Raw genomic sequence first — 16,022 nt, forward strand, 5'->3', positions numbered from 1 at the left:
AGCTACTGAAGTTAAGGACAACGCAGAAACAATGAGCGCCACAAGCGTAAGCGGCGACCCGCTGGGCGAATCCGACCTGCTGGTCGCACTGCAAAAGCAGCTGACCGACAAGCCGGGAGTGCTGCCCACCGCCCGGGGCATGAGCCACTTCGGCGAGCATGCCCTCGGCTGGATGGGATCCGCCGCCCTGGGCTACGGCCTGGCCGCCGCGCAAGGCAAGCCTGCCGACGGGCCGGAACGCCGCGGATGGCTGACCGTGGGCGTCAGCGCCTTCCTGGCGCACGCCGCCAGTGTGGTGCTCAAGCGCATCATCCGCCGCCCCCGTCCGCACGATCCGCGCATTAAGATCGGCGTCGGTACTCCCTCGAAGCTCAGCTTCCCGTCTTCGCACGCAACCAGCTCCACCGCCGCCCTCGTGGCCTTTGCCCAGTCGGCGAACAACCGCACCGGGGCGCTGCCCCTCGTGGGCATCCCGGCGATGGCGCTGTCGCGCATGGTGTTGGGCGTACACTATCCCTCTGACGTCGCCCTCGGAAGCTGCATCGGCGCTGCCACGGCCATCGCCGTGCGCAGGGTTGTCGATGGGGGACGTGGGGGCGTCACAAAGAAAAACAGTGAGGAGAAGAGTCAGTGAGCGAACAGCCTAGCAACGGCCGGCCGGAGCCGTTGATCGGCACGGAGCCGCACACGTCCGGGCTGGAAGATCCCAACCAGGCGACCAGCACCGCCACCGAAACGAAGAAGCTGCGCCCGCCGCGCAACCTGCCGGAGGCGATGATCAAGGCGCTGCGTCCGAAGCAGTGGGTCAAGAACGTGCTGGTCATCGCGGCTCCTGCGGCTGCTGGCGGGGAGCTGCTCTTCCACAGCCGCGTACTACTGGACGTGCTGATCGCATTCGTTGCCTTCTGCCTGGCGGCCAGCTCGATCTACCTGATCAACGATGCCCGCGATGTGGAGGCCGACCGTGCGCACCCGACTAAGCGCTTCCGCCCGATCGCAGCGGGTGTGCTGCCGGTGGGGCTGGCGTATGCGATGTCGGTGGTGCTGATCATTGCGGCGATCGGTGGCTCGCTGTTGGCCTCGTCGGGCACGAACCTGGCGATTGTTGTGGCTGTGTATATCGCGCTGCAGCTGGGCTACTGCTTCGGCTGGAAGCACCAGCCGGTGATCGACATTGCGCTGGTGAGCTCCGGTTTCATGCTGCGTGCGATGGCCGGCGGTGTGGCTGCCTCTATCCTGCTTTCGCAGTGGTTCCTGCTGGTCGCGGCGTTCGGCTCGCTGTTCATGGCGGCAGGTAAGCGCTACGCGGAGCTGAAGCTTTCGCTGCGCTCGGGCGCGAAGATCCGTAAGTCCCTGGAGAGCTACACCCCGACCTACCTGCGCTTTGTTTGGACTCTGGCCGCCACCGCCGTGGTGCTGAGCTACGCACTGTGGGGCTTTGGCCTGGCGCAGACGGTCGAGTCTGGTGTGGCCGCCGTGTGGTACCAGGTCTCGATGGTGCCGTTTACCATCGCGATTCTGCGTTACGCCGCGGACGTTGACCGCGGTGAGGGCGGCGCGCCCGACGAGATCGCCCTCGAGGATCGCACCCTGCAGCTGCTGGCTCTGGCCTGGCTGTTCTGTGTGGCGATGGCGGTGTACATCGTGCCACTGTTCTAGGTTTAACTCTCTGTTCTTTCTTTGTGACGCCGACTTCTCCTTTGCGGGGGAGTCGGCGTTCTGCACTTTCGGGGGTGCGCTGGATTTCTAGCTTGCTAGTGATGGGGTTGCAGTGGCGTGAGTGGAGCGAGGGAGGCGTGTGATTAGGCGCCTCTAAGGATTCGCTGAGAAGGTTCTAGGGATGTAGCGTTTCGTGAAAGAGATTCGATCAATACTTTGAGTGCGATCGTAAAGATTTGGTAACGTACACGCATCCTGTGTTTCGAGATGAGCCTTCGGCGCGTCTCTCGTCAGAACGTTTCAAGACATTTAGGACTACATGAACACGACTAAGAAGACCAAGGGTCTGGGCTCCAAGCTCACTGCGTTCCTGGTAGCTATTGCCACTGCGCTGGGTATGGCCGTTGTCACTGCACCCACCGCTGCTGCTGACAACCGTGGCCACCTGCGCCCGGGCTGCCACTGGAGCAAGCACAAGTACTACCTGCAGAACTGCTGGGTTTACTCCCCGGCGATGGGGCAGAAGATCCAGGTGCAGATCAAGCCCTCTTCCCGCGGCGGTAACGCTGGCGTCTACATGCTGGACGGTCTGCGTGCACGCCAGGACTGGAACGCCTGGGTTTGGTCGGGCAACGCTGTGAAGAAGTTCGTCAACGACGACGTGACCCTGGTTATGCCGGTTGGCGGGCAGGCTCAGTTCTACACGGACTGGATGGGCCCGTACGGCGGTAAGGGTGGCCCGAAGAAGCCGCGTTGGGAGACCTTCCTGACCCGCGAGCTGCCGGGCTACCTGCAGCGCAACTTCGGCGTGAGCCCGACCCGCAACTCCATCGTCGGTCTTTCCATGGGCGGTACTGCCGCAATGAACCTGGCCGCATGGCACCGCAACCAGTTCAAGCAGGCGACCTCCCTGTCTGGTTACCTGAACCCGACCTGGCCGGGTATGTATGCCGGAATCCAGTACGCGATGTCTGACGCTGACCAGGGTGCAAACATCTGGGATATGTGGGGCAGCCCGGTCGATCCGCGCCGCTTCCGTAATGACCCGACCGTTCAGGCTGGCCGCTTCCGTGGCATGCCGCTGTACCTGGCCGCCTCCGGTGGCGTTCCTTCCCGCGGCGAGAAGTTCCTGGAGAATCCGAGGGGCGTCGCTGCTGGTATTGGTCTGGAGTGGATGGCGCGTACCTCCACCGCGAAGTTCGAGATGGCTGCCCGCGCAGCTGGCGCTCGACCGGTTGTGAGCTACCCAATCAACGGCCTGCACGCATGGCCGTACTGGGATGCGGAGCTGAGCAAGGCTCGCCCGCACATCCTGCGCGCGCTGGGTGCCTAAACTTAGGACGCTCTAGCGATTTCCTAAACTCTTAAAGCCACTGCCCTAGGTGCTGCCTGGGGCGGTGGCTTTTGCTTGCCTGGGGTTGGCGCTGCGCGTGAGGGGCTGGGGTGCGGGTGGCGCTGGTGGGGTATTGAGGCTTATTACGAACGGGGTGTAGGGGCGTCAATAAGAAAGAACATCAAGAATCACATAAGTAACACTGGCAACATGGTAGGCTAACCCTCAAGTAAAACTTTAAATGTTCCGCGTGTTGTCCATGTGAAAGCGCTTTTGCTTGCCATAATTGCTCACGTGCTAGAAGCGCACCTGCGATACAAGCGCGAAAAGCTTGAGAAGATCCAGGTCGCGATAGACGTAAACGTGAATAGTGAATGGCTTGACGAAGCGCCCGGTGGTGTTCGAAGCAGGAGGGGAACCTGCTTCGGCCGCAAGAACCGGCGCTTAGACACGCACTAGACAAAGCTACACATACAACCAAAGAGCAACAGAAAGAATGAAGACTATGCGCCTAGCAGCGAACCTCTCCCGTCGCACTCGCTCCGCCAGCAGCCTCCGCCGTAAGAGCGCGGCGATCCTGGCTCTGCCGCTTTCCGTTGCGCTGGCAATGCCAATGATGCCGGCCGCCACCGCGCAGAGCTCCCTCGGTGGCTCCATGGGCCCAGGCTCCGGCACCAGCTACCTGGACCCGGACAGCGTTCCGAAGCGCACCCCGCGCGAGGTGACCGAGCAGCACCTGGACGGCCTGCCGGAGGGCGTGAGCGTGGACCGCGTCGAGTGGATCACCGAGCGCTGGGCCAACGTCTTCATCAACTCCGCCGCCATGCCTGGCAAGCCCATCAAGGTGCAGATCCTGCTGGCCCGCGACTGGTACTCCCAGCCCGACCGCAAGTTCCCGACCGTATGGGCCCTGGACGGCCTGCGCGCCCGCGAGGATGAGTCCGGCTGGACCCTGTCCACCAACATCGCCAACCAGTACGCAGACCGCAACGTCAACGTGATTCTGCCCGTCGGCGGCGAGTCCTCCTTCTACACGGACTGGAACGAGCCGGAGAACGGCAAGCACTACAAGTGGGAGACCTTCCTGACCAAGGAGCTGCCGCCCGTCCTGCGCGAGGGCTGGCGCGCCAACGAGGATCGCGCGATCACCGGCCTGTCCATGGGTGGTACCGCCGCAATGAACCTGGCCGAGCGCTTCCCGGAGATGTGGAAGTTCGTCGGCTCCTTCTCCGGCTACCTGGACACGACCTCCTACGGCATGCCGGAAGCCATCGCCTACGCCACCAACGACGGCAACGGCTACGACGCCAAGAAGATGTGGGGCGAGTTCGGCTCCCAGGACTGGATCGACCACGACCCGAAGCTGGGCGTGGATGCGCTGAAGGACATGACCGTCTACGTCTCCGCAGGTAACGGCAACGCGGGCAAGTACGACAAGCCGGGCACCATTCCGGGCATGCCCTCCAACATGGCCGGCTTCGGCCTGGAGGCTATGTCCCGCATGACCACCGAGACCTTCGTCAAGTACGCGAAGAAGGCCGGCGTGAAGCCGATCACGGCCTTCCGCCCCTCCGGAACCCACGACTGGCCGTACTGGCAGTACGAGATGATCCAGGCATGGCCGCACATCGCGGACGCCCTGGGTGTCCCGGAAGCTGACCGCGGTGCGAAGTGCAAGATTGGCGGTGCCATCGCGGAGAACATGAAGAACGCCCCGGAGACCCTGGGCGCCTGCATCTCCAATGAGTACGACGCCAAGGACGGCGGCAAGGTTCAGGACTTCCGTGGCGGCCGCGCCTACTGGTCCCCGAAGACCGGCGCCCACTACGTGTGGGGTCGCATCGGCGCCCACTACGCCTCCGTGAACGGTCCGGACTCCTGGCTGGGCTACCCGACCTCCGAGGAGAATGTCATCTCCAACGGTCGCGGCCGCTACACCACCTTCGAGAACGGTGCGATCTACTGGACCCACGAGACCGGCGCCCACGCTGTGCCTAAGGACTTCATGGATGAGTGGGGCAAGACCGGCTGGGAGAACGGCCCGCTGGGCTACCCGATCTCTGAGCTGGAGAAGGTCGGCGATAGCTACGTGCAGAAGTACCAGAACGGCGTGATCATCCGCGATAAGGACAACAAGACCAACTACGTCCAGGGCAAGATCGCTGAGAAGTACCTGCAGCTGGGCGGCGTGACCTCCAAGCTGGGCAACCCGAAGAGTGGCGAGAAGGTCATCAAGGGCGGCCGCTTCTCCGAGTTCGAGCACGGCAACATCTACTGGTCCCCGTCCACCGGCGCGCACGTGATCTACTACGGCAACGTGTTCGACGAGTGGGGTAAGCGCGGCTGGGAGCAGGGCAAGCTCGGCTACCCGACCAGCGACCACGAGGACATCCCGGCGGGCGGAACCCGGATCAAGTTCCAGCACGGCGAGATCCGCGAGGTCAACGGACGCGTTGAGGTGCTCTAACTGTGGGCGTCACAAAGAATAGGCAGTTTCGTGTGGCCGCCGGTGCCGCGTGTGCGGCGCTGCTCTCGCTGGCCACGCTGACGGCATGCGGCGGTGATGAGACGGTCGACAATTCGGCGGAGTCCACGACGGTGCCTTCGGTGACGGAGTCTGCGACCGAGAAGTCCGACGACAAGGACGGCAAGGACGGGGCCGACGACAAGGACGGCGAGTCTGGTTCTTCGGAAGGTAATGACGCCCCAGAGCCCGCCGGCGACCGTGGTGGTGTCCCGGCAAGCGATGGGACTGTGGACGAGGTCGACGACATTCCCTCTGGCGCGCAGCGCAGCGATCAGGACAAGGACTTCCTGAAGCGCCTGAAGGATGGCGGCATCGACCTGGCGAAGGCCAACGATGCAGCGGAGATCGGTGGCTTGGAAGATCAGCTCATCGCGGCTGGTCACGCGCACTGCACCGCCGAGGGCGGTGGGCAGGCCGATGTGTACACCCCGTTGGCTGCAGGCCAGCTGGAGGCCAACGGTGTGATCGACGGCGATCCGAAGAAGGCCGAGGACGCTATTCGCGAGGCTGCGAAATCCGCGTATTGTTAGTGGTCACTCGTTTCCAATAACCAGGTTGTCCGCCATAGGTGGCGAGGGCAGCCTGGTTTTGCTTTAGAAGCTCTAGAAACCCTAGAGGAAGGTCTAGAAAGAAGCTATGAAGAAGGTTTTGACCATCCTGGCCGTGCTGGTACTGCTTGCGCTCATTGTGGTGGGCGTGGGCAATTGGCTGCTCACCGGCGACGTTGATGGTCCGGGGCCGGGCAAGCCCACCCCTCCGCCCGCCCCGGAGGCGCAGAACCCGCCCGGATGCGTGGACGTGGAGGTGCTGGCCGCGCCGGGCACGTGGGAATCCAAGGCCGACGACGATCCGTTGGCGCCGCACGCCAACCCTCACTCGCTGATGTTGAACGTCACCCGCCCGCTGGCCGACGAGTTTTCCCCGGACAAGGTGAAGGTGTGGACCCTGCCGTACACCGCGCAGTTCCGCAACATGAACGCGAAGCACGAGATGAGCTATGACGACTCCCGCAACCAGGGCTTCGAGCGGATGAAGGAGGAGCTGCGGGCTACGCACGAGAAGTGCCCAGCAACGTCCTTCATCCTGACCGGCTTTAGCCAGGGCGCGGTGATTACCGGCGACCTGGCGGGAGAGATCGGCAATGGGCGCGGCCCCGTGCCCGCCGACCGGGTGCTGGGAGTATCGCTGATCGCCGACGGTAGGCAGGAGCTGGACAAGGGCAAGCTCGTTGGTGCGCAGGGCATCCGCGGCACCGGAGCGGAGATCGCGCTAAACCCGGTCAGTGGGCTGATTCAGACGATCGTGCCGGGCGCTACGATGCGCGGTCCGCGCCCGGATGGGTTCGGCGAACTGAACGATCGAGTGAATAACTACTGCGCCCCTGCGGATCTTATTTGTGACGCCCCAGCGGATCTGGGCAACGCTCTTGTGCGAGCCAAGGACCTGGTGGCCGCCAACGCTGTGCATGCGGAGTATGCGACAAACGGGAAGGTCGTGGAGGGCCAGACCGTTCCGGAGTACATCGTTGGATGGGCGCGGGATCTGATTAACGAGCGCGTGCAGTAGCTGCAGTCGCTTCGGCGGGCTCATATTGAGGTTATTGTGTGCCGTGTGCTCGAGCGATGGGGGCACACGGCACACGGGAATGCGAAATTGCCGGGTAACAGCAGAGCTCCCCGGTACGATGTGTTTCACAAGTGAAACTAAATGTTTATGGCGTTAGAGCTATGGCGTTAGGGCTATGTAGCTAACCCGATACCGTTTGAACCGAGTGGATAAGTAGAGGAGACCTGCGTGGACATCACTGCAGCAATGGGCCAGTTTTACGATGAGCAGGGCGACATCAATGTTCCCGATCAGCTCACCCTTTCCGGCATGTGCGAAATGCTTTACACCATGGCGCAGATGGAGGGCACGGTAGATAACGTGCTGATCCGCCACTGGGACTTCAGCGAGTCCCGCGAGGGTACGGTGCACGAGATCACCCGCGCGCAGGTAAACACCCGCATCAAGGCCGTGTGCGTCCGCCTGCAGCAGGTCGCCAAGCCTGGCGACCGCGTGGCCATCCTGGCTAATAACTCCCCGGAGTACATGTACGCCTTCCTGGGCGCGATGTACGCCCGCATGGTGCCCGTTCCGCTGTATGACCCGAACGAGCCGGGCCACACCGGCCACCTGACCGCCGTGCTGGGCTCCTCCGAGCCGACGGTTGTGCTGACGAACAAGCGCTCCGCCACGGCCGTGCGCAAGCACTTCGCCTCTACTCCCACCACCGAGCGCCCCCGCGTGCTGACGGTGGACGCGCTGCCGGATGCGCTGGCTGATGACTGGCAGAACCCCATGGCCGCCATCATGGCGGACCCTTCGCTGGCGCCGAAGTCCAGCGAGGAGGCGTTCCTGCAGTACACCTCCGGCTCCACCCGCACCCCGGCGGGCGTGGTGCTCACCCACAAGTCGATCGTCACCAACGTGCTGCAGATTTTCAAGGCGGCGAACCTGCAGTCCCCACTGCGTCTGAGCACCTGGCTGCCACTGCACCACGACATGGGCGTGATCCTGTCCGCTTTTGTGATCATCCTGGGCCTGCCTTTCGACCTGATGTCCCCGCGTGACTTCATCCAGGACCCGACTCGCTGGATCCGTCAGCTGAACCGCCAGAGCGAAGACGAGAACGTCTACACCGTCGTGCCTAACTTCGCCCTGGAGCTGGCCGTGCGCTACGCCGACCCGGCGAAGGTCGCGGAGCTGGCTGAACTGGACCTATCTGCCGTCGACGGAATCATCAACGGTTCTGAGCCGGTGCACCACAGTTCGGTGCAGAAGTTCCTGGATACCTTCGAGCCCTACGGCTTCAAGAAGGAAGCCATGCGCCCGTCCTACGGCCTGGCCGAGGCCACGCTGATCGTCACCACCCCGCAGACCGATGAGCGTCCGCTGACGAAGTGGTTCAAGCGCGATGAGCTTTCCGACGGCACCGCCGTGGAAGGCAGCGCGGACGACGCAGACAGCCTCTCCCTGGTCTCCCTGGGTCAGGTGTGCCTCCCACAGACCCTCGCAATTGTTGACCCGGAGACCAGCAAGGAACTGACCGACGGCAACGTCGGCGAGATCTGGGTCCACGGCGACAACATGGCCGCGGGCTACCTGAACCGCCCGGAGGAGACTCAGGAAACGTTCCGCAACTCCCTGCCGGCTGCCAACCGCCTGGATTCCGACAGCCGCGCGGGTGACGCGCCGGAGGACAATTGGATGCGCACCGGCGACCTGGCCGTCATCGTGGATGGCCACCTGTTCATTACCGGCCGCCTGAAAGACCTCATCATCGTCGCTGGTCGTAACCACTACCCGCAGGACATCGAGGCCACCGCCGACGAGGCTACTAAGCAGACCGCCCCGGCCGTCATCGCAGCCTTCGCTGTGGAGGCCGGTGGTTCCGCAAACGGTGCCGCTGATGGTGAGTCCGTCGAGGGGCTCATCATTGTTGCCGAGCGCGACCCGGACGCCAGCGAGGACGGAGACGCGGAGGCCATCGAGGCCATGCGCGCGGCCGTCACCGCCACCCATGGTGTGCAGCCTTCCGATGTGCGCATCATCGCGCCGGGCACCCTGCCGCGTTCCTCCGCCAACAAGATCGCCCGCCGCGTGGCTGCGAAAGCGTATCTGGAGGGCACGCTGGGCGCTTAATCCATAAAGCGACCTGGGCGCGTTAAAATATAGCGCTACGGTGACTCACTCACGCCTTCTCTAAGGCATCCCGGCACGAAAGGAAACGCGACCTTCCATGGCAGACAACCAGCAGGGCGCCCCCACGGCTGACCAGCAATCCCGCCCCGCCACGATTCAGCAGATGCGGGAGTGGTTACGCACCTGGGTGGCGAACACCACCGGTTTGGATGTCGCGGAGATCTCCGACGAACGCTCGATGCAGGACTTCGGCCTGTCTTCCCGCGACGTCGTGGTCCTTTCCGGCGACCTGGAGCGCCTGCTGGGCACCACCCTCGACGCGACGATTGCCTACGAGTTCAACACCATCGCCGCCCTGGCCGAGCACCTGATGCAGGGCCGTGGTTCCGGTGCTGCTTTTGGTAGTGACGCCACCGCCTCCGCCGGAGCGGCGTCCAGCGCAGGTGGCCCGCTTCCACTGGGCCAGCGCGACATTGCTGTGGTCGGCATGGCGGGGCGTTACCCCGGGGCCGACAATGCGGATGAGATGTGGGAGCTGTTCTCCAACTACCGCTCCGGCGTGGGTGAACTGCCAGCGGGACGCTGGTCGGAGTACTCCCGCGACCCGGAGATGACCCGCCGTATGGAGCAGGCCCAGTTGACGGGCGGTTACATCGAGGACATCGCCTCTTTCGACGCGGAATTCTTCGGACTCTCCCCGCTGGAAGCTGCGAACATGGACCCGCAACAGCGCATCATCCTGCAGCTGACGTGGGAGGCGCTGGAGGATGCGCACATCCCCGCCAACCAGCTGCGCGGCAAGCCCGTTGGCGTGTTTATGGGCAACACCAACAATGACTACGGCATGTTGATCTCCGCCGACCCGGCGGAGGCGCACCCCTACGCGCTGACGGGTAACTCCAGCTCCATCATCGCTAACCGCGTTTCCTATGCCTTCGACTTCCGCGGCCCGTCCGTGGCGATGGATACGGCCTGCTCTTCGTCGCTGGTGGCAATTCACCAGGCGGTGCGCTCCTTGCGCGATGGTGATTCTGAGGTCGCTGTGGCGGGTGGCGTCAACCTCCTATGCAGCCCCTTTGCAGCCGTGGCGTTTTCCGAGCTCGGCGTGCTCAGCCCGACGGGCGGCATTCGTGCCTTCAGCGATGATGCCGACGGCATCGTGCGTTCCGACGGCGCGGGCGTGGTTGTGTTGAAGCGCCTGGAGGATGCGCGCCGCGACGGCGACAACGTGCTGGCCGTGATCAAGGGCTCGGCGGTGAACTCCGATGGCCGTTCGAACGGCCTGACCGCCCCGAATCCGGATGCGCAGGTGGACGTGTTGCGCAGCGCCTACGCCGACGCGCGGATCGATCCGCAGGCCGTGGACTACGTGGAGGCGCACGGCACCGGCACCATCCTGGGTGACCCGATTGAGGCTACGGCGCTGGGTACTGTTCTGGGCCGCCAGCGCGACGTGGCCGAGCCGCTGCTGCTGGGCAGCGCGAAGACGAACTTTGGCCACACCGAGGCTGCCGCAGGTGTCGCGGGCGTGATGAAGGTCGTGCTGGCGATGCGCGAGGGCGTGCTGCCGCCGAGCTTGAACTACACCGGTCCGAACCCGTACATCGATTTCGACCGTGAGCACCTGGAGGTCGTGGAGGATCCGCGCGAATGGCCGGAGTACTCCGGCCGCGCCATCGCCGGCGTGTCCGGTTTCGGCATCGGTGGCACGAACGCGCACGTGGTCATCGCGGCGCCGGACCTGGAAGAAGAAGCCGCGGCGGGCATCGGGGCGGCCGGCGCAAACTCCGCAGCCCCCATCGGCCTGGACCGCGAGGACTCTGCGGGCGAGGCCCCGCGCGTGCTGCTGCCCGTCAGCGGGCTGCTGCCTTCCCGCCGCCGCCAGGCCGCGGAAACACTGGCCGCGTACCTGGAGCAGAACAAGGAATCCTTCACCAAGGCAGGCGATGAGGCCGACCAACTGCGCGGTGTAGCCCTCGCGTTGGCTGGCCACAACCACGGCCGTTCCCGCGGCGTGGTTTCCGCCGCCACCTTCGACGAAGCCATCGCCGGGTTGCAGCGCATCGCCGCTGGCAAGCAGGGCGCGACGGTGAAGACTGCCGACTCGCCCTCGGCAAATGGTCCGGTATGGGTGTTCTCCGGCTTCGGCTCGCAGCACCGCAAGATGGCCAAGGACCTTTACGAGCTCTCCGAGTTCTTCGCCGCCCGCCTGGACGAACTGGACCAGGTTGTGCTGGCGGAATCCGGCTGGTCCTTCGTTGACATGGTGCTGGACGACGAGCAGAACTACGACACGGAGCGCGCCCAGGTGGGCATCACCTGCGTGCAGATTGCGCTGAACGACCTCATGCGTGCCCTGGGGGCCAAGCCCGCCGCCGTCGTCGGCCAGTCCATGGGCGAGATCGCGGCGGCCTACGCCGTGGGCGGCATCACCGCCGAGGAAGCCGTGCGCACCGCCTGCCACCGCGCCCGCCTGATGGGCGAGGGCGAGCGCCTGTTGCCAGAGGACAAACAGGGCGCCATGGCTGTGGTCGAGTTCGGTGTGGAAGAGCTCGCTACCTTCACCTCCGAGCACCCCGAATACGCCCAGGTGGAGCCCGCCGTGTACGCCGCGCCGGGCATGACCACCGTCGGCGGCCCGGCAGAGCCGGTGCAGAAGCTGGTGGAATACCTGGAGGGCGAGGGCAAGTTCGCCCGCCTGCTGAAGGTCAAGGGCGCAGGCCACACCTCGATGCTGGATCCGATTCTGGGCGAGCTGCACTACGAGATCAGCGACCTGGATCCGCAGCCGATCCACACCCCGCTGTACTCCACCGTGGACCGTGGCCGCGTGTACCAGCCAGGTGAGGTCGTTCACGATGCCGAGTACTTCCTGCGCTGCACCCGCCAGCCTGTCTGGTTCTCCGAGGCGACGGGCAAGCAGTTCGACGATGGTTACCGCACGTTCATCGAGTTCTCCCCGAACCCGGTGGCTTTGATGCCGCTGATGAACAACTCCTTCGCGCACAACGCCAGCGATTCCAAGCTGATGTTCCTGCTCAAGCGCAAGGAGCCGGTTGCCCAGACCCTGCTGTCCACCCTCGCGGAGCTGTACGTGCAGGGCGCGGACCTGGATCTGAAGGCCCTGGCCGGTGGCCAGCGCGCCACCCTGCCGAAGGTGCCGGGCACGCAGTGGAACCTGCAGCGCCACTGGACGAGCGCCCGCCCGTCTTCCGGCTCTGCCGTGGATCTGCCGGGCACGCGCGTGGATCTGCCCGACGGCCGCGTTGTCTTCAGCGTGCCGGCCGAGGATGTGCCGAGCATCGAGCTGCTGGCCGAAGCTGCGGCGGAGGTGCTGGCCGACGGCGCCACGGTGGCCGCCACCCGCGACCACGCCCCGCTGCCGACGGCGGGCCAGCTGACGACCATCGCCGCCGGTTCCCTCGGCGGCTGGTCCCTGTCCGTCTACGCCGCCGATGCGCCCGGTGCACAGTCGATGCCGCTGGTCGCGGAGGCCTTCGTCGCCACTCTCGGTGGTGCGGTTGGGGCTCTTGGCGCTGGGGGTACTGACGCCGCCGCGGCCTCTGCCTCCGCGAAGGCCAGCGAGGCGCCGAACGCCTCCGCCGCTGACGCTTCCACAAAGGAGAGCGCGGGCAACGCACTGCCCGAGGTAGACGAGTCTGCTGACCGCTGGGATCCGAACTCCGGCGAGTCCGCCGGGGATCGCTTGCGCGCCATCGTCTCCGAATCCATGGGCTACGACATCGAGGATCTGCCGGGCGAGTTGCCGCTGATCGACTTGGGCCTGGATTCCTTGATGGGCATGCGCATCAAGAACCGCGTGGAGTACGACTTCGACCTGCCGCCGCTGCAGGTTCAGGCACTCCGCGATGGCTCGGTGGATGACGTGATCGCGCTCGTGGAGCAGATGATTGCAGAGCGTCACACAAGCGCTGACGGCGCCGATGCTGCCGACGGTGCTGAGGCCGCTGCCGGGGGAGAAGGTGGCGTCACTAAACAAGACGGTAGCGAAGAAGATGGCGCAGAAGACGGTGCTGCGACCGACTACACCGCGACCGGCGGCGGCGTGGCACCACGCGACGCGAGCGAGCGCCTGGTGTTTGCGACCTGGGCAAAGGTTACCGGCAAGGCCGCCCAGGGCGTGACGAGCCAGCTGCCGAGCATCGATGAGGAGCAGGCGCGGGGCATTGCGGAGCGTCTGTCCGAGCGCTCCGGGGCGGAGGTCAGCGCCGAGGATGTGCTGGCCGCCGAAACCCTCGAGCCGCTGAGCGAGAAGGTGCGCAGCAGCCTCGAAAGCGAAGTGGAGGGCAACATCCGCGTGCTGCGGGCACGCCCAGAGGGCAGCACTCAGCCTGCGGTGTTCCTGTTCCACCCGGCAGGTGGCTCCTCGGTGGTGTACGCGCCACTCATGCGCCGCCTGCCGGAGGACGTGCCGGTCTACGGCGTAGAGCGGCTGGAAGGTGAGCTGGCTGACCGCGCTTCGGCCTACCTCGAGGAGATCATCGAGCTGGCCGACGACCGCCCGATTCTGCTGGGAGGCTGGAGCTTCGGTGGCGCCCTGGCGTACGAAGTTGCCCACCAGCTGGGCAAGCGCGCCGCGGCTGGCGAAACGAGCGCGGAGGTCGAGCGCATCGTACTGCTGGACACCGTGCAGCCGAAGAACCCCGCCCCGGATACGAAGGAGGAAATGCACGCGCGCTGGGATCGCTACGCGGCGTTCGCGCAGAAGACCTACGGCCTGCCGCTAGAGGTTCCGCACGAGCTGCTGGACCAGCAGGGCGAGGGCGTGATGATGCAGATGTTCCAGCAGTTCTTGACCTCCCCGGAGGCGAAGGGAATGGGGCTGCCCGCGGGCGTGCTGGAACACCAGCGCGCCAGTTTCGTGGACAACCGCATCCTGGAATCCCTCGACTTCCGGGCCTGGGCGGACGTGAAGGCACCCGTCACGCTGTTCCGCGCGGAGCGGATGCACGACGGCGCGATCGAGCTGGAACCTGCCTACGCCGAGGTGGCTCCGGACGGTGGTTGGGGCGAAATCGTCAAGGATCTGGAGATCGTCCAGCTGCGCGGCGACCACCTGGCTATTGTGGACGAGCCAGAGATCTCTAAAGTGGGACGTGTGATCGCCAAGCACATTGCGGATGGCGCCTAGCTGAAACACACACGGCGACTAAATAGATAGCCCCTTAGTAGAAGGGGTTTGTCGAATACGAAGGGACTTTCACTGTGACTGCTGCCGATGAGGGAGCAACCGCCGCCAACGGCACCGAAGCCACCGGCGCCACCGCCGAGAAGCTGGCGGAGCTGCACCGGAGGTTGGAACAGGCGCAGGACCCGGGCTCCGAGAAGGCCAAGGCCAGGCGCGACGAGGCTGGGTTGACCACGCCCCGCCAGCGCATCGACGCGCTGCTGGACGAGGGCACGTTTGTGGAGATCGGCGCGCTGGGGCGCACCCCCGGCGAGGAGGATGCCCCCTACGGTGACGGCGTGGTCACCGGCTACGGTCGGGTCGGTGGCCGCACCGTGGCAGTGTACGCCCACGATAAGACGGTGTACGGCGGCTCGGTGGGCGAGACCTTCGGTAAGAAGGTCTGCGAGGTCATGGACATGGCCATCCGCATCGGCTGCCCGGTCATCGGCATTAACGATTCCGGCGGCGCCCGCATTCAGGATGCCGTGATGTCCCTGGCGATGTATTCCGAGATCTCCCGCCGTCAGTTGCCGCTGAGCGGCCAGTCCCCGCAGATCTCTATCCTGCTCGGCCCGTCCGCCGGCGGTGCCGTGTACGCCCCCGTGACCACCGACTTTGTGGTGGCAGTCGAAGGCCGCACGCAGATGTTCGTGACGGGCCCGGCGGTTATCGAATCGGTGACGGGCGAGAAGATTTCGATGGAAGAGCTCGGTGGGGCGCGTCAGCAAGCCCGCAACGGCAACGTCTCCTACGTCGCAACCAGCGAGGAAGACGCTTTCAACTACGTCAAGGACCTGCTGGACTTCCTACCTTCCAGCTCTTTCGACGAGACCCCGGAGTTCTGGGCGCCGAACGACGAGCTCACCGAACGCGACTTCGAGCTGAACGACATCATCCCGGACGATCCGAACGCGGGCTACGACATCATGGAGGTGCTCACCCGTATCTTCGACGACGACAACGTGCTGGAGGTGCAGGGCGACTACGGCTCCAACGTCGTCACCGCCTTCGCACGCATCGACGGCCATGCGGTGGGCGTGGTGGCCAACCAGCCGATGGAGCTGGCCGGTTGCCTGGACGCCGACGCTGCGGATAAGGCCGCGCGTTTTATCCGTATTTGTGACGCCTACAATGTCCCCCTCGTCTGGGTCGTGGACACACCCGGGTACATGCCCGGCGTGGAGCAAGAGAAGGCCGGCCTGATTCACCGTGGAGCGAAGCTGGGCTTCGCCACCGTGGAGGCGACGGTTCCTAAGGTAACCGTGGTAGTGCGAAAGGCCTTCGGCGGTGGCTATGCCGTAATGGGCTCGAAGAACCTGGGCGCGGACATCAACCTGGTGTGGCCGACGGCGCAGATCGCCGTGATGGGCGCGGAGGCCGCCGTGGTGATGATGCAGGGCAAGGCCCTGGCCGCCATGCCGGAGGAGCAGCGCCCGGCGGCGAAGAAGATGTTCATGGACTTCTACAATGCGAACATGACCAGCCCTTATGTGGCGGCCGAGCGCGGCTACGTGGACTCCGTCATCACCCCGGACCAGACCCGAATCCGCCTGCGCCAGGCGATGCGCCAGCTGCGCAACAAGCAGGTGGTGGATACTCCGAAGAAGCACACCATCATGCCGATGTAG

General features: G+C 64.9%; 9 protein-coding genes. All 9 read left to right on the forward strand.

Going from position 1 to position 16,022, the window contains the following annotated elements; translation table 11 throughout:
• The first annotated feature begins 31 nt into the window (after positions 1-31).
• The 9 genes from L8V00_RS09305 to L8V00_RS09345 all read left to right on the forward strand — a co-directional run bounded on the left by L8V00_RS09305 (position 32) and on the right by L8V00_RS09345 (position 16,022).
• Positions 32-634, forward strand: a complete 603-nt coding sequence (locus tag L8V00_RS09305) for a phosphatase PAP2 family protein (protein WP_051901726.1) — start codon at positions 32-34, stop codon at positions 632-634.
• On the forward strand, positions 631-1,659 hold the full coding sequence (locus tag L8V00_RS09310; protein ID WP_239388129.1) for a decaprenyl-phosphate phosphoribosyltransferase: 1,029 nt from the start codon (positions 631-633) through the stop codon (positions 1,657-1,659). The genes L8V00_RS09305 and L8V00_RS09310 overlap by 4 nt, the downstream gene beginning before the upstream one ends.
• Before the next feature lie 319 nt (positions 1,660-1,978).
• Complete coding sequence (locus L8V00_RS09315; RefSeq protein WP_035005855.1) at positions 1,979-2,992, forward strand: alpha/beta hydrolase; 1,014 nt, start codon at positions 1,979-1,981, stop codon at positions 2,990-2,992.
• Between the two features lie 505 nt (positions 2,993-3,497).
• A complete protein-coding gene (locus L8V00_RS09320; protein WP_420840060.1) occupies positions 3,498-5,459 on the forward strand; it encodes an alpha/beta hydrolase-fold protein in 1,962 nt (653 codons plus the stop codon).
• A gap of 2 nt (positions 5,460-5,461) precedes the next feature.
• A complete protein-coding gene (locus L8V00_RS09325) occupies positions 5,462-6,049 on the forward strand; it encodes a DUF732 domain-containing protein (RefSeq protein ID WP_269944855.1) in 588 nt (195 codons plus the stop codon).
• A 106-nt stretch (positions 6,050-6,155) separates the two neighbouring features.
• Positions 6,156-7,085: a cutinase family protein gene (locus L8V00_RS09330; protein WP_049049316.1), complete on the forward strand. Its 930-nt coding sequence runs from the start codon at positions 6,156-6,158 to the stop codon at positions 7,083-7,085.
• 228 nt (positions 7,086-7,313) lie between these two features.
• Positions 7,314-9,203, forward strand: coding sequence for a FadD32-like long-chain-fatty-acid--AMP ligase (locus L8V00_RS09335; RefSeq protein WP_049049318.1), 1,890 nt, complete (start codon positions 7,314-7,316; stop codon positions 9,201-9,203).
• 97 nt (positions 9,204-9,300) lie between these two features.
• Positions 9,301-14,355, forward strand: coding sequence for a polyketide synthase Pks13 (pks13, locus tag L8V00_RS09340; protein ID WP_269944856.1), 5,055 nt, complete (start codon positions 9,301-9,303; stop codon positions 14,353-14,355).
• Positions 14,356-14,429: 74 nt separating this feature from the next.
• A complete protein-coding gene (locus L8V00_RS09345) occupies positions 14,430-16,022 on the forward strand; it encodes an acyl-CoA carboxylase subunit beta (RefSeq protein ID WP_034984417.1) in 1,593 nt (530 codons plus the stop codon).

Source organism: Corynebacterium evansiae, assembly GCF_027570065.1.
Lineage (GTDB): Bacteria > Actinomycetota > Actinomycetes > Mycobacteriales > Mycobacteriaceae > Corynebacterium > Corynebacterium evansiae.

Excerpts from the sequence above, each read along its gene's own strand:
- L8V00_RS09305 (WP_051901726.1), top strand. The coding sequence starts at position 32 with ATGAGCGCCACAAGCGTAAGCGGCGACCCGCTGGGCGAATCCGACCTG.
- L8V00_RS09315 (WP_035005855.1), top strand. The coding sequence starts at position 1,979 with ATGAACACGACTAAGAAGACCAAGGGTCTGGGCTCCAAGCTCACTGCG.
- L8V00_RS09320 (WP_420840060.1), top strand. The coding sequence starts at position 3,498 with ATGCGCCTAGCAGCGAACCTCTCCCGTCGCACTCGCTCCGCCAGCAGC.
- L8V00_RS09330 (WP_049049316.1), top strand. The coding sequence starts at position 6,156 with ATGAAGAAGGTTTTGACCATCCTGGCCGTGCTGGTACTGCTTGCGCTC.
- pks13 (WP_269944856.1), top strand. The coding sequence starts at position 9,301 with ATGGCAGACAACCAGCAGGGCGCCCCCACGGCTGACCAGCAATCCCGC.